Genomic DNA, 15,215 nt, shown 5'->3' on the forward strand with positions numbered 1-15,215 from the left:
GTCACTGCCTTGTACCGTCGTGGCGGACGACATACCCATCACTTGTTCTGCGGTTACCTTACCCGGTACGACATGATAGGTGAGGATATCGACCAGCTTATCCTTGTTTTCGGGCTTGAGCAGCATGTCCACCGTCCCTTCTGGCAGTTTAGCGAATGCTGCGTTGGTGGGTGCAAAGACGGTAAATGGCCCTTCTCCTTTGAGGGTATCCACTAACCCTGCAGCTTTGACGGCGGCGACAAGGGTAGAAAAGTCATCATTTTTTGCAGCTGTGTCCACAATATCGTGGCCGCCTTTGTGGTGCGCAGCCATCGCGCTTCCCATTCCTAGGATCAAGGCGGCAGTCACCGCAAATTTCGTTAAGGTACGTTTTAGCATGTTGCTCTCCTTTTCATCGATTGGTCATTCCTCACCAAACCATCATCAGCAATGATAGTGAGTGACTGCTCAGGAATGTCGTGGCTCTTGGCAAAACGAGTGAAACGGCAAAGAAGATCACTTTTGGTAGGCAAGGAGAGGCACACATCTATGATCTTTTACGCCTGATTGATCGTGAAATCACGTGCAATTTTTCGAACAAGTCATTCGCATAACTGTGATTGTGAGCACACTTTTATCGGCGTACATTCTCTCTCGTTCCGCGACGAAAGGTCGCAAAGAAAATCTTCAAATAGAGACATTGTGGTGACAATTGGTCACCGAGATTGGCGTTTAATAACAATCAATCGACAACGAGAGAGGAAACAACCATGAAAAAATTAGCAGCTATTTTTGCACTGACACTCGCATCAACCTCAGTAATGGCGAGCGGTCTTAACCTTGACGTACAACCTGCAGAAGGCGGTGCTTGGGTATCAGTGACTGAACAAGGTCAAGCCGTTAAAGGCGCGAAAGTGACCAGCTCAAAAAGCATGGACACCAAAGTGACTGACGAATCAGGTCGTGTATTCATTTACAGCCAAGATCAAAACAGTGGTTCAGTGACTTATGTTGCAAATACCGACCAAGGCCAACAAGCAGAAAAAGCCGCTTTTGTTGCCGGTGACCGCAGCTAATTTGCCCCACTAGGCAAAGACATCGTTGGAAAGCAAAAAAGAGAGCATAGGCTCTCTTTTTTTATGATTAGGCGTTGTCAGGCATGAGCCACGCTTGGAGTGCATGCAGTGAGTCCACTTGGTGGGTGGGCGTCACGCCTTCTGGTAGGGGCTTTTTGTTGCGATTCAACCAGCATGTGTCTATGCCTGCGCGCATGCCACCGAGGACATCGGCCATTGGATTATCGCCGACCATGAGGATTTGAGACTTAGGTGGATGGCCCATTTTTGCAAATGCATGCTCGAAGATGCGAGGGTCAGGTTTGGCAAAACCGACTTGCTCGGATACCACGAGAGTAGAAATGGCTGGCTTGAACCCTGTTTTTTCCAAGCGCACATCCTGTAACGCGGTAAATCCATTGGTGATAATACCAATGTGTGCGTGTGGACGAATCGCGTTTAGCAGTGCTTCTGCGCCTGGGAGTGGCTCACAGATCTCGGCCATCGCATCCAAAAAATGCTGGTTTAGCGTTGTCGGAGCCACCTTGAGCCGCTTTCCCCAGTGGGTAAAGCGTTTGGTTTGCAGCGTGTGTGCGTCTATTTCGCCATTTTGGTATTGCACCCACAAAGGTTTGTTTAGCTCTGAATATTCGGCAAAGGCGTGCTGGTCGAAATCGACATCATAGTGTGAAAACATGCGTTGCAGTCCTGCAAACGCATCAAAGTGAAACAGTGTTTCATCTGCATCAAAAAGAACCCAAGGATACCGCATGGTGACTACATCTCTTTACGTTAAGTAAATGAAGTGTAACAGATGAAGTCCGTTCTCTTCGAGGCTTTTTTGTGCACTCACCGTCCTTGGTGAGAAACACTGAACCATCAGAATGATGGTAAAACGATCTAGCGTGATTGAGGTTACAAAGTCAGATACAGCCCTGCTAATGTTGCGCTCATCAGATTCGCTAAGGTGGCGGCAAGAATGGCACGCATTCCTAATTTGGCGATATCACCTCGGCGCTCTGGAACAATACCGCCCAGTCCGCCCATCAACATCGCGATCGAAGTGAGGTTGGCAAAGCCGCACAGTGCAAAGGTAACAATGGCTTGGCTATGGGGAGAAAGTGCACCTTTTAGGTTCATAAAATCAGCAAACGCCACAAATTCATTCACCGCAATTTTCTTACCAATCAAGGTACCCGCAGTCATCGCTTCGCCCCAAGGAATGCCGATGAGCCAAGCGACTGGTGCAAACACATAGCCGAATATCCATTCCAGACTTAACTGAGGCATATTGATCATCGGGCCAAGTTTGCCCAACCCGCCGTTAATCAGCGCAATCATGCTGATCACGGCCAGCAAGCTAGCCCCGACTGCCATCGCAATTTGTAATCCACTTAGAGCACCTTGTGTGCCTGCATCGATCAAGTTGACAGGCTTATCGTGGTTATCTTGCTCGGCTTGCGCTTGGGTATGGCTGATAGGCGCTTCGGTCTGCGGGACCATAATTTTTGCCATCATTAGACCGGCTGGTGCGGACATAAAAGCGGCAGCGATCAGGTATTTCATTTCAACACCGAGGCCTGCGTATCCAACCATGGTGCCTCCAGCCACGGAGGCTAATCCACCGACCATGACTGCAAATAATTCTGAGCGCGTCATTGAGGCGAGAAAAGGGCGCACGACAAGAGGGGCTTCTACCGATCCGACAAAGATATTGGCAGTGGCTGACATCGATTCAGTGCGCGAAGTGCCGAGTACGCGTCGTAGTACGCCACCGATCAGGCGAATAATCCAAGCCATGATCCCTAAGTGATAAAGCACGGCGATCAGAGCGGAGAAAAAGACGATAGTTGGTAAAACGTTGAAAGCAAAGATAAAGCCAAGTTTAAATTTAGCGAGATCACCAAACAGAAACTCAGCACCAATATCGCCAAAGCTAATAATTGCGGATACGGCTTCTGATGCGTTAGCCAGAATACGCTGACCAAGCGGGACGGAGATGATAAACCCGGCAAAGACGATTTGAATAATGAAAGCGCCACCGACGGTACGCCAGTTGATTGCACGACGATTTTCTGAAAATCCAATCGCGATAAGAAAGAGGACGCTAATCCCCAAAAGGCCGATGCCAAATTGCATGATGCTTGCTCCGCAAACGTTAAACTGGGATGGAAAACGATTGCGGCGGTATTGTACTTATATTTCTCGATGTGACAAGTGTCACGAATAAATCATCTTGTTGCACTATTTTGCATTTATGTGGCCTGGAGGTTATGTGCTCGTAGGCGAGTCATGCGAGTTAAAGGCGGTCTTACGATAGGTACTTGAAAAGAAGCGCGCTATTCACGATGTCCTTGTGATCCATCAAAAGTTTTGCTGGTGAACATAGGTATTTTTTGTGAGCGCAATCAACGAATTCTTTTTATGATACGGCGTATTTCCGCTAAACCTAAAAGAGGAGAGTCTATGACACAATCCTTTATAGCTCTGAAATAAAGAGTTCAAATGAGTTCTAGGCCGCATTTGGCCTGGGGTTTGAGTGGATATATTGATTAATAGCTGGTTATAAAATCGACATTTGGTTAGTGCCCTAATTAAATTGGTTGCGCATTTATGTTAGGGTAGTGAGCTGTGTGGATGTTGCGGTTCTTGCTGCTGGTCAACTTTTTTATCTGCGTTTTGCGATGAAAAGGCCAATTGAGCGCACAGGCCACCGACACTCACAGGCTTCCGAACAAACGGACTAAGGAGTTAACTCGTGAGCGATAAAAGCCATGAAGATATGATGAAACCGGACGGGAAAGTTAACCCGATCGATACTGACTACCAGGTCGGTCAGGATAACGTGGCCGTTAAACTTGGCCCGTTTGGTTTTGATATTCATAACCGAGTATTTATGGTCTCGGGACTGGCCATTATGGCCTTTGTATTTATTACTTTGGCCTTTCAAAACCAAATCGGCCCTGTTTTTGGTGATTTACGGGGTTGGTTGACCTCGAATCTAGACTGGTTCTTCCTTTCTGCAGGTAATATTTTTGTTATCGCCTGTCTAGTGCTGATAGCGTCACCTTTGGGGCGCGTTCGTCTCGGCGGGACAGAAGCAAAACCGGATTATAGCTATGCGGGTTGGTTTGCAATGTTGTTTGCCGCCGGTATGGGTATTGGTTTGATGTTCTACGGTGTTTCAGAGCCGTTAACACACTTCCAAACGTCATTGGGCGGTACCGCTGTTGATGCAAACGGTATTCGTACCGACTGGGCACCGTTGGGCGCAGCAGCAGGGGACGCTGAAGCGGCTCGACGCCTAGGCATGTCGGCAACGATTTTCCACTGGGGCCTTCACCCTTGGGCTATCTACGCTGTCTTGGCGCTAGGTCTGGCCTTGTTTGCTTATAACAAAGGCTTGCCTTTGACCATGCGTTCTGTCTTTTACCCACTTTTTGGTGAGCGTGTATGGGGCTGGACCGGCCACGTGATCGATATTCTTGCGATCATCGCAACGCTCTTCGGTCTTGCAACCTCACTAGGCCTTGGTGCCTCACAGGCGTCTGCTGGTCTTCACTATCTGTTTGATACGCCACTGGGTAACACCACAGAGGTGCTGCTTGTCATGGGTATCACCGGTATGGCCATCCTGTCTGTGGTTGCTGGGGTAGATAAAGGGGTGAAACGCCTCTCTGAAGTGAACATGTTGCTCGCACTGCTACTGCTTATCTTTGTGATTGCAGTGGGTCCAACGCTAGCCATTTTGACTGGTTTCTTTGGTAACCTCGCCGCGTACCTAGAAAACTTGCCTGCGCTGTCTATGCCGTTTGCACGTGAAGATGCCAACTTTACGCAGGGCTGGACCTCGTTCTACTGGGCATGGTGGATTTCATGGTCCCCATTTGTAGGTATGTTTATTGCGCGTGTTTCTCGTGGCCGCACAGTGCGTGAGTTCATCACTTGTGTATTGCTGATCCCATCTGCAGCTTGTGTGTTGTGGATGACCGCATTCGGTGGTACCGCGATTGGTCAATTTGTGAACGAAGGTTACACCGCAGTTGTTGATGCTGAACTGTCACTTAAACTGTTTGCGATGTTGGATGATTTGCCGTTGGCATCGATTACTTCATTCATCGGTATCATTCTGGTTATCGTGTTCTTTGTGACCTCGTCTGACTCAGGCTCACTGGTTATCGATACCATCTCTGCAGGCGGTAAAGTGAACGTGCCAGTGCCACAACGTGTTTTCTGGGCGTCTTTCGAGGGCCTAGTTGCGGTGGCGCTTATCCTTGGTGGTGGCTTGGTTGCCCTACAAGCGATGGCGGTTTCAACTGGCTTCCCGTTCACGATTGTACTACTGGTAGCGACTGCTTCCTTGTTCAAAGGGTTAGCATCAGAGCCGCGTGCTAAGTAACTGTACGTAATAAGTCACTGACAGCGCGTCATGACATAAAAGGCAGTCCCTCGGGACTGCCTTTTTTATTACTAAGCGTATAATCCATATTACTGTTAACCCGGCACTTTTTCTTCTCACTGCCTCATCGACGTTATCGTTCCTACATCATGCGCCCAAATGATTGTTCCCCTTACCGCACGAGTATTTCTGTGCCATTTGTTGGTAGTGGGCTGGTTGCAAAACAATCAAGCGGTTAGAGGCTTAATCAAAGCGCGCGCTCTCTATGATATTCTTGCTGATAGTGTTGTCATTGCTACCCTTTTTGGTATTTATATCACGCTTAAATACCAAGCAATGTTAGGCAGTCGTCGGCAGCACGCATAAGTTTCCGAATTGGCGGACTAAGGAGTTACGCGTGAGCGATAAAAGCCATGAAGATATGATGACGCCCGATGGTCAGGTGAATCCGATCGATACTGACTATCAGGTTGGTCAAGATAATGTTGCCCTTCAAGTAGGCCCATTTGGTTTTGATATTCACAACCGTGTATTTATGGTCTCAGGGCTCGCTATTATGGCCTTTGTTTTTGTAACGTTGGCCTTTCAAAACGAGATGGGACCGGTATTTGGAGATTTACGCGCATGGTTGACCGCAAATCTCGACTGGTTTTTCCTTTCTGCGGGCAATGTCTTCGTTATTGCCTGTTTGGTATTGATCGCCTCCCCGTTGGGGAAAGTGCGTCTTGGCGGTACCGAAGCCAAGCCCGACTTTGGTTATGGAGGGTGGTTCGCGATGCTTTTTGCCGCGGGCATGGGCATTGGTTTAATGTTCTATGGCGTCTCTGAGCCGCTCACTCACTTTCAATCAGCACTTGATGGTACGGTGACAGGTGCCAATGGCGTGCGCACAGACTGGGCGCCATTAAGTGGCGCTATGGGCGATACGGAAGCGGCTCGTCGTTTGGGAATGGCGGCAACGATTTTCCATTGGGGCTTACACCCTTGGGCCATTTACGCTGTGCTTGCACTTGGCCTTGCGCTATTTGCCTATAACAAAGGTTTACCTTTGACAATTCGATCCGTGTTTTACCCGTTATTCGGTGAACGAATTTGGGGTTGGACGGGGCATTTGATTGATGTATTGGCCATTGTCGCCACCTTATTCGGTCTTGCGACCTCGTTAGGCATTGGTGCGTCTCAAGCATCGGGAGGACTCCATTATTTGTTTGATACGCCGTTGGGAGAGACCACAGAGGTTATTTTAGTGGTTGTGATCACCGCGATGGCAATCTTCTCGGTTGTCGCTGGGGTCGACAAAGGAGTGAAGCGTTTATCTGAGTTGAACCTAATTCTTGCTTTCTTACTCCTGCTGTTCGTTATTGCGGTCGGCCCTACACTTGTCATTCTCACCGGCTTTTTTGCAAACCTAGGCGCTTATTTAGAGCATCTGCCTGGATTAGCGATGCCGTTTGGGCGAGATGACGCCAACTTTACTCAAGGTTGGACATCCTTCTACTGGGCTTGGTGGATCTCTTGGTCCCCATTTGTGGGGATGTTCATCGCGCGCGTGTCACGTGGTCGTACGGTCAGAGAGTTCATTACCTGTGTGTTATTGATCCCTTCGGCTGCCAGTGTTCTGTGGATGACATCATTTGGTGGAACGGCGATCGATCAACTGGTTAGCGATGGGTATACCGCAGTGGTTGATGCAGAGCTCTCGTTGACTTTGTTTGCCATGCTAGAAGGATTACCACTGGCTGAGATCACCTCGTTTATCGGAATTATTTTGGTGATTGTGTTCTTTGTCACTTCATCGGATTCCGGCTCTTTGGTGCTTGATACGATTTCGGCAGGCGGCAAGATGGACGTGCCAGTGTCACAACGTGTTTTCTGGGCATCCTTTGAAGGCTTGGTCGCGGTTGCGCTTATCCTTGGTGGTGGCTTGGTCGCCTTGCAGGCGATGGCAGTTTCAACAGGCTTCCCATTTGCGGTAGTGCTATTAGTTGCGACGGTTTCCTTGTTTAAAGGATTAGCATCAGAGCCACGTGCCAAGTAACTGATATTTAGCTATGATGAAAGAGGCAGGCTTTCGGGGCTGCCTTTTTTATTGCCAACCATTCTTGACCCGCAAGGGGCTTTTCTTCGCCGCTGTCTGATGGCGGACGTTTGATAGTATACCCTTGCACTTTCTCGCAACGCTAGGTGAGCATCATGGAAGCTGAACAAGTTGAAATTGCGACATTTCTTTCCCAATACGCCCCTTTTGAATCGATTCCTGAAGAGGTAGTTGCTGAGGTCGCGCAAAGCATCGAAATTAGTTATCACCGAGCGGGCACGACGATTTTTGCCTACGGCGATGAGATTCATGATTTAGCCATGATCCGTAGCGGTGCTGTCGAGTTATATCGCCGTAATGGCACCTTGTATAACCGTATCGCCGAGGGGGATATTTTCGGCCAGATGGGCCTTTTGATGAACAACCGGGTGCGTATGCCCGCCAAGGCGATCGAAGATACCTTGGTGTATTTCATCCCTGAGGCGACATTTAACCGCTTGTTTGATGAATTTGAACACTTTGCCGATTTTGTCGAGGTCGAAGACCGGACGCGATTACGTCAGGCGGTATCGAGCCATAATGAAGCCAATGATCTGACGACGTCCAAAGTTAAGAAGCTGATTATTCGCGACCCCGTGATGATCGATAGTACCGACTCGGTACAATATGCAGCGCAAGTTATGTCGCAAGAAGCGGTCTCTTCAATTTTGGTGATGGGCGATGAGCCCGATCCCGAAACCGGCTTCAATCCCGTGCTGGGGATCATTACTGATCGTGACTTACGTAATCGCGTGTTAGCAGAAGGCTTGCCTTATGAAACGCCGGTACAAGAAATCATGTCGCCCCAGCTGATCACCCTCGATCATAATGCCTACATCTTTGAAGCCATGCTCACCATGCTGCGCTCAAACCTCCACCACGTACCGGTATTACAACATGGCAAACCACTGGGTGTGGTCGCACTATCGGATATTGCACGTTACGAATCGCAAAACAGCTTGTTCCTCGTCGCCAGTATTTTCCGTCAACAATCGGTGGACGATTTAGTGGTGTTGGCGAAACAAGTCAAAGATTGCTTTGTACGCATGGTCAATGAGGACGCGAACTCACACATGATAGGGTCTGCGATGTCTGTGATTGGCCGCAGTTTTAAGCAGCGCCTGTTGGAGTTGGCAGAAGAAGAACTGGGTGAGCCGCCTATCCCGTATTGCTTTTTGGCGATGGGATCGATGGCACGCGATGAGCAGCTGATTGTGACCGATCAAGACAATGCCATTATCTTGGACGATAGCTTTAACCACGACGAGCATAACGCGTATTTTGAGGCACTATCGAAGCGCGTGTCTGATGGGCTCGATGCCTGCGGGTATACCTATTGTACTGGTAATATCATGGCGACTAACCCTGAGTGGCGGAAAACACTGAAAGAGTGGGAACAATGCTTCGCCGATTGGATTGATAACCCGAGCCCACGCTCGTTACTCGACAGCAATATTTTCTTTGATTTAGATGGTGTCTATGGTCGAACTAACTGGGCTGAACAACTCAAGGCCTTCATTGGTCGCCGTGCACGTCGCAATAATCGCTTTTTAGCATCGATGGCACGCAATGCCTTAAATCGCACACCGCCATTGGGCTTTTTCAAAGACTTTGTCATGGAGCAAGATGGGCGACACAATAACTCTATTAACCTCAAACGCCGTGGCACAGCGCCATTAGCCGATCTTATTCGTGTGCACGCATTGGCTATCGATTCACGCTCACAAAACTCGTTTGAGCGCTTAGATGACATTATTGAATCTGGGATCTTGCCCAAAGGCCGAGGACCTGACCTTCGAGATGCGATGGAGTTTATTTCCATGGTGCGTATTCGTCACCAAGCGCTGGATATCGAAGCGGGACGTGAGCCAGATAACAATGTGGAACCGGAGAATTTATCCGATTTTGAGCGCCGTAACCTCAAAGATGCATTCCAGATTTTAAGTAACGCTCAGAAGTTCTTGAAATTCCGCTACCAGCCGAATCGGTCATAAGGGGAGGGCATGTTGCATTTGGATCTGAAAAAGAAAGCCCCGGCGCAACACGTGGACTGGCAAGCCATGCTGGATACCAAACGTGAGCAGGTGAAACATGAAACGCTACAAGCGTTTTATCAACAAGGCTGGGTAGCACCAGACACGCCTCTTAAGGATGTGCCCTTTGTCGCACTCGACTTTGAAACCACGGGTCTAGACAGTGAAAAGGATGCCATTGTCAGTATTGGTCTGGTGCCTTTTAGCCTTAGTCGCATTCGCTGCCAACAGGCGCAGCACTGGATTGTGAATCCCAATCGGCCGCTGGCAGAGTCTTCGATTGTTATTCATGGGATCACCCATTCAGACATTATGAATGCACCAGACTTTTCTCATGTGATTGAACCACTGCTAAGTGCGCTCGCCGGTGCGATCGTTGTGGTGCATTACCGCCGTATCGAGCGAGAGTTCCTTGACCGCGCCATTAAGCAGCGTTTAGGGGAAGGGATTATTTTTCCGATGGTCGACACCATGGAGCTTGAGGCGCGGAAACACCGTACCGGGAAGCGCAGCTTGATGGACCGTATTATGCGTCGTCCCCCAGCGTCGATTCGGTTAGCTGATAGTCGCGCGCGGTATCAGTTGCCTTTTTATCAAAGTCATCATGCCTTGACCGACGCCATTGCCACGGCAGAGCTGTTGCAAGCACAAGTGGCCCACGACTTTTCCCCTGACACACCGATTAGTGATGTATGGAGCTAATGTCTAGACGGCTATCACTTTGTTATTGAACCATAGACACGGATGGTTCGTAGACTCGTTTACAGGCGATAGCACGTCGTGTACTGGTTTTCAGTGCAATAATAATGTGCTACAACACCAGCGACTGATAATCAGAGGAAAGCACATGACATTTATCCATGCAGTAGAAGGGCTCGTGTTTGGCCTTGGGGTGTTGTTGTTGTCATCAGGCATTGGCTTTGCTTACTGGGGACTCACGTTAAAGCCCGAAGAGGCGGAAGACATGACGGCACGTAAAATTGAGTTGGGCTTTTATGCTGGTGCGTGCATTGTGTTTGCGCTGTTAATTGCCTATTGGCTGACTTGGTGATGATCCGCGCTTACTTTAACGATAAAAAACCACCGCTTGAGCGGTGGTTTTTGTAGGTTGATACCGACAGATCGGTGTCGTTACCACACGTCTTTATCGATTTGCTTGTCCAGTTTCGGGAACTTAGTGCGATCAAACGTTGGCTTCTTACCCGCTCGGCGTTGGTCTTCATAATCTTTCATCAACGCAAACGCAATGCCAGATAGTAGCGCAATCGCCACTAAGTTGATCACCGCCATCATACCCATCGATAAGTCAGCAAAACTCCAGATCAACGGCAAGTCAGTAATTGACCCCACCAATACCATAGAGAGAACCGCGATACGGTACAAAGTGATGGCTTTACGACACTTGAAGATATACTCGATGTTAGATTCACCATACGAGTAGTTCGCAATGATAGACGTAAAGGCGAACAACAAAATTGCAATGGCAATAAAGCCTGCACCCCAGTCACCCACTTGGCTCACCAACGCTTCTTGAGTCAGTGCAATGCCGGTAAGACCACTCTCTGGGTCGAGCATGCCAGACATCAAGATAATCGAGGCGGTTGCAGTACAGATCACAATGGTGTCGACAAACACACCAAGCATTTGTACATAGCCTTGTGCAGCAGGGTGGTTAGGCTTGGTGGTGGCTGTTGCTGCGGCATTGGGTGCGGAACCCATACCGGCTTCGTTCGAGAACAGGCCGCGTTTGATACCTTGCATCATTGCTTGAGCAATGGCATAACCCATCGCGCCGCCGGCAGCTTGTTCAACGCCCAGCGCACTCTTAACGATCATCGAGATAACGGCAGGAAGTTGCTCGATATTCATCGCAACGACAAACAGTGCCACGGCAAGATATGCAAGTGCCATGAACGGAACGATAAGCTCCGCCACACGTGCCACTGAACGCATACCACCAAAAATAACCGGTGCAGTGACCAGTGTAATTGCAATCCCGACAGCGAGTTCATTGACCCCAAATGCCGTATTCATTGCAGCGGCAATTGAGTTGGATTGTACCCCGTTAAAGGCCAAGCCGAATGCAATAATCAGACACACGGCGAAGGCGATACCGAGCCAACGCTGGCCAAGACCTTTTTCAATGTAATACGCCGGACCACCACGATAAGTGTTGTCTTTGTGGTTGACTTTGTAAGCTTGTGCGAGGGTGGACTCGACAAAGCTGGTGGCCATACCGACCAATGCGGTTAACCACATCCAGAAGATAGCGCCAGGGCCACCTAAGTAAATCGCCACAGCGACACCGGCCATGTTTCCGGTACCCACGCGTGCCGCCAAGCTGGTGCTAAATGCTTGGAAAGAGGAGATGCCGCCTGAGGCGCCATCGCGGCTATTGGCCATGAGTTTGAACATGTGGCCAAAGTTACGGAATTGAATAAAGCCAGAACGTACGGTGAAGTACAGACCTAGACCAATCAATAAGTAAATCAGTACGCTTCCCCAAAGGAGGCTGTTACCTGTATCGACTATGGACACAAATAGGTTTTCTAGTAGTTCCATCATAAAACTCTGTTTTTCGTCTGTTGGGAGACGCCTTGAGCTTGAAAAGTCGAGTGTTTGCAAAGGTGACGACAAGCGTCAAGGCCGACAACCACTGTCCATGTGACTTAACTGCAGTCCATGCAGGCGAACAGCTGGTCCCCATATTGAGGGGCGGTTAGGTTGGTGGCCTAACGTGGAACCAGCGTGGTGTGCAACAGCATTTTGAATCCATGCTCGACTGTTGCCAGAGTGCTCTCACGTTAGTTATGCACCTTGATTGAATGAGTAGGTACACAACGCGGAGCGCACCGGATAATACCGATATTTGTGAGACAAAACACTATGAGAAGGGCGGTTTGATTAAAAATTAACCTGCTCGATATGTTGATTTTGGTGATATTGACTGTAAATAAAATGTAATGCTTTTCATGCTAATTACTTGAACTTACGCGATTTAGTAAAACGCTGTGTTGCATAAATTTTCGTTAAAAGCGACTAAAGACGGACTATGTCAGCGCGCGTAAAATTGTGATCAAAAACACGTGGGTTTGATGAAAATGTCGCCACACGGATGAAGCGAGCAAGCCATGCCTGCCTAGCTTTGTGTTGACGCGCTGCCTTTTTTATTGAGCAAGTCTGCTTTAACCATGTCAAGCGCTGACAGTGCAACATCGATATCAATTTGATGGCTTTCGAGCAAATAAATCAGGTCGACGGCGAGCTTAACGTCATCGGGAGCGTTCTCAAGGCCGCTCGGAGTGTGGGATGCGTCTTTGTTCATGAGGAGTCCTTATTGTTTTTCGGTCACGCGTAACGCGGCACGGATCAATTGTTCATGGAGTGGGACGAGGTTGTCGTGATTATCGTGATAACCGCCACCAATGACTGCCGCGACGGGAATTTGGTTGTGTTTGCAACACGAAAGTACGCCTAGATCGCGTTGATAGATACCGTCTGTTGAGACGTCGAGATAGCCGAGCGCATCGTCCCGATGAATGTCGACTCCGGCGTCATAAATGATCATGTCAGGACGATACTGCGCGATGGCGAGATCGAGCAAGGGCAAAAATGCGCCGAGGTAGTCATCATCACCGGTTCCTTTAGGTAGCGGTAAATCGATTGTCGACGGTGGCTTACGGGAGGGGAAATTCTTCTCACAATGAACTGAAAAGGTGATGATATCCGGGTGATCTGCCGCTAACGCGGCTGTTCCATCGCCATGGTGTACGTCACAATCAACAATTAACACCCTATCTACACCACGCTGAGACAGTGCGTGGCGTGCCGCAATCATTAAGTCATTAAATAAGCAGAAACCACTGCCAAAATCGTAGTGAGCGTGGTGGTAACCACCGGTTAGATGAATGGCAAGTCCGGTCTCGAGCGCGTGGTCAACGGTCAACGTAGTGCCGCCTAACGAGGTGAGACTGCGCGTGATTAAAGCCTCACTCCATGGAAAGCCGATTCGACGCATTTTGGCCAACGGTAGCTCGCCTTTGATTAAGTGACTGATATAGCCGTGGTCATGCACGGGTTCGATCACCCGACGGTCTGCCGCTGTCGGTTGGTCGAACGTGACTGGCAAGTTGCATGCGCTGAGACGCTCGTATAGGAGGCGGTACTTCTGAAGGGGATACCTATGACCTTCAGGGAGCGGGAAGTCAGAATAAATAGGATGGTAAATCAGAGGTAACACCCTAAGCTCCTTTGTGCTGATTTGCGCGTATTGGCTAATGCCGTAACAGATTTAATATGATGTTGGATTTACCCCGTGTGCCCCTAGGTCTTGCGCTCACGATAGCTGATGGTACTTTCAATACGCTCGCGAGCTTGGCGGCAACGGGCTAAGCGTTGCTCTAGGGCTAAAACTTGCTTCTGGTAGTCTTGGCGGACTGCCGGTGTGCTTGCAGCATCGACGCTGGCATTCGCATCTCTGAGTTTGTCTTCCAAGCGTCGTTCCCAATCTTGGTGTTTGGCGAGCTCTTGGTAAAGCTCACCTATGGATTGGCGGCGACGTCCACGGGTCGCTTGTTCTTGTTTACGTAATGGAAGCGTCGCCAGCTCACGTTGCAGCGCACTGATTTGTGCCAATAAGGTTTCACAAATGTGTGTCGCTCTTGCTTCGGTCAATAGCCCTTGCTCGTCGTCGCGTCGCATCACATTAAGCAGCCCTTGCGCTTCGTTTACACAAGGGGTAAGCAGCTTGCCTTGGCACTGAAAAAGCTGAATGGAGAACAAAGGCGCGTTTGCTTCTCCGCGACGTCTATCGACCTCAGCGGCACGCTTGGCCAGTTGGTCGAGTAACTGATGCATTGTTTCGAGCTGAGCTTTCATGATTAAATTGCCTTAAAACCATGCGTCTAATGCAAGCTTACCCGCGAGCACGACCACGGCCGTGACAAAAATCGGACGGATAAATCGGCTACCAAAGCGAATGGCAGAATGGGCCCCAATAAAAGCGCCTAACATCAAGCAGACACCCATGGTTAGCCCGAGTGCCCAGTTAACATGTCCCAGCAGTGCAAAGGCAACCAAGGAAGTGAAATTACTGGTAAAATTCATTGCCTTGGCAAGTCCCGATGACAGCAAAATGTTCATGCGATACATCGACATGGTCGAGACTGTCCAGAACGCGCCGGTTCCAGGTCCAGCCACCCCATCATAAAAGCCCAGCGATAGGCCTTGCCCCCATTGCTTAATGGGGAGCTTCGGGCAGGGCGTGGGCAATTTATGGTTATCGACCTTGGGCTGAGGGTGCCATACGGTATAAACCGCAGCGATCAGCACCACCAAAGGAATCGCCTTTTCAAGCCACTCGGTGCTCAATACGTCGACCAACAAAGTACCTAACGTGGCACCGATTAAGGTCCCCCAAAAGGCATGCTGCCAGAACCGAGGCGAAAAAAGCCGCTTCTTGTAATAGGTAAAGGCCGCGGTGCTTGACGCAAAAGTGGCGGCAAGTTTATTGGTCCCTAAGGCAATATGTGGCGGCAAGCCCAAGGATAGCAAGGCGGGGACAGTGAGCATTCCACCTCCGCCAGCTACCGCATCAATAAAGCCGGCGACAAACGCCGTAAGCCCTAAAATAATCAGGGTAGAGAGGTCAATCAGTTCAAGCATGCGAATTC

At 49.4% G+C, this 15,215-nt stretch carries 15 protein-coding genes; 7 read left to right on the top strand and 8 right to left on the bottom strand.

The features are described from left to right. A partial coding sequence (locus tag BZJ17_RS11230; RefSeq protein ID WP_241836793.1) for a fasciclin domain-containing protein occupies positions 1-324 on the bottom strand: 324 nt, incomplete at its 3' end. Between the two features lie 425 nt (positions 325-749). On the opposite strand from BZJ17_RS11230, the gene BZJ17_RS11235 reads away from it, so the two are divergent. Next, positions 750-1,055 carry a hypothetical protein gene (locus BZJ17_RS11235; protein ID WP_077456466.1) on the top strand — a complete coding sequence of 102 codons (306 nt, stop codon included), beginning with the start codon at positions 750-752 and terminating at the stop codon, positions 1,053-1,055. A gap of 67 nt (positions 1,056-1,122) precedes the next feature. On the opposite strand, the gene yjjG is transcribed toward BZJ17_RS11235, so the two are convergent. Together yjjG and BZJ17_RS11245 are read right to left on the bottom strand one after the other, a co-directional pair. Next, positions 1,123-1,806, bottom strand: coding sequence for a pyrimidine 5'-nucleotidase (yjjG, locus tag BZJ17_RS11240; RefSeq protein WP_077640776.1), 684 nt, complete (start codon positions 1,804-1,806; stop codon positions 1,123-1,125). A 143-nt stretch (positions 1,807-1,949) separates the two neighbouring features. Continuing rightward, the gene (locus BZJ17_RS11245) at positions 1,950-3,173 is read right to left on the bottom strand and encodes a NupC/NupG family nucleoside CNT transporter (protein WP_077640777.1); all 1,224 of its coding nucleotides are present in this window, start codon (positions 3,171-3,173) and stop codon (positions 1,950-1,952) included. Between the two features lie 619 nt (positions 3,174-3,792). On the opposite strand from BZJ17_RS11245, the gene BZJ17_RS11250 reads away from it, so the two are divergent. The 6 genes from BZJ17_RS11250 (at position 3,793) to BZJ17_RS11275 (ending at position 10,594) form a co-directional block, all read left to right on the top strand. Then, positions 3,793-5,433 carry a BCCT family transporter gene (locus BZJ17_RS11250; RefSeq protein ID WP_077640778.1) on the top strand — a complete coding sequence of 547 codons (1,641 nt, stop codon included), beginning with the start codon at positions 3,793-3,795 and terminating at the stop codon, positions 5,431-5,433. Between the two features lie 159 nt (positions 5,434-5,592). Next, positions 5,593-5,799 (top strand): hypothetical protein, encoded by a 207-nt coding sequence (locus BZJ17_RS17295; RefSeq protein WP_077640779.1) that lies wholly within the window; start codon positions 5,593-5,595, stop codon positions 5,797-5,799. Positions 5,800-5,854: 55 nt separating this feature from the next. Beyond that, positions 5,855-7,471, top strand: coding sequence for a BCCT family transporter (locus tag BZJ17_RS11260; protein ID WP_198534157.1), 1,617 nt, complete (start codon positions 5,855-5,857; stop codon positions 7,469-7,471). A 155-nt stretch (positions 7,472-7,626) separates the two neighbouring features. Continuing rightward, the gene (locus tag BZJ17_RS11265) at positions 7,627-9,504 is read left to right on the top strand and encodes a DUF294 nucleotidyltransferase-like domain-containing protein (RefSeq protein ID WP_077640781.1); all 1,878 of its coding nucleotides are present in this window, start codon (positions 7,627-7,629) and stop codon (positions 9,502-9,504) included. 9 nt (positions 9,505-9,513) lie between these two features. Further along, positions 9,514-10,245, top strand: coding sequence for a 3'-5' exonuclease (locus tag BZJ17_RS11270; protein WP_077640782.1), 732 nt, complete (start codon positions 9,514-9,516; stop codon positions 10,243-10,245). A 145-nt stretch (positions 10,246-10,390) separates the two neighbouring features. Further along, on the top strand, positions 10,391-10,594 hold the full coding sequence (locus tag BZJ17_RS11275) for a hypothetical protein (protein WP_069591341.1): 204 nt from the start codon (positions 10,391-10,393) through the stop codon (positions 10,592-10,594). 80 nt (positions 10,595-10,674) lie between these two features. Here the strand turns inward: BZJ17_RS11275 and BZJ17_RS11280 are convergent, their stop codons facing one another. From BZJ17_RS11280 to BZJ17_RS11300, 5 genes are all read right to left on the bottom strand, one after another. Further along, positions 10,675-12,105, bottom strand: coding sequence for an alanine/glycine:cation symporter family protein (locus BZJ17_RS11280; RefSeq protein WP_077640783.1), 1,431 nt, complete (start codon positions 12,103-12,105; stop codon positions 10,675-10,677). Between the two features lie 577 nt (positions 12,106-12,682). Next, positions 12,683-12,868: a DUF2496 domain-containing protein gene (locus BZJ17_RS11285; RefSeq protein ID WP_077640784.1), complete on the bottom strand. Its 186-nt coding sequence runs from the start codon at positions 12,866-12,868 to the stop codon at positions 12,683-12,685. Positions 12,869-12,877: 9 nt separating this feature from the next. Continuing rightward, positions 12,878-13,783 (bottom strand): histone deacetylase, encoded by a 906-nt coding sequence (locus BZJ17_RS11290; protein ID WP_077640785.1) that lies wholly within the window; start codon positions 13,781-13,783, stop codon positions 12,878-12,880. 83 nt (positions 13,784-13,866) lie between these two features. Continuing rightward, positions 13,867-14,421 carry a primosomal replication protein gene (locus BZJ17_RS11295; protein WP_077640786.1) on the bottom strand — a complete coding sequence of 185 codons (555 nt, stop codon included), beginning with the start codon at positions 14,419-14,421 and terminating at the stop codon, positions 13,867-13,869. A 12-nt stretch (positions 14,422-14,433) separates the two neighbouring features. Beyond that, positions 14,434-15,207 (bottom strand): TSUP family transporter, encoded by a 774-nt coding sequence (locus BZJ17_RS11300; protein ID WP_069588660.1) that lies wholly within the window; start codon positions 15,205-15,207, stop codon positions 14,434-14,436. Positions 15,208-15,215 lie beyond the last annotated feature (8 nt).

It is taken from the genome of Salinivibrio sp. IB574 (assembly GCF_001996205.1).
Classification (GTDB): Bacteria; Pseudomonadota; Gammaproteobacteria; order Enterobacterales; family Vibrionaceae; genus Salinivibrio; species Salinivibrio proteolyticus.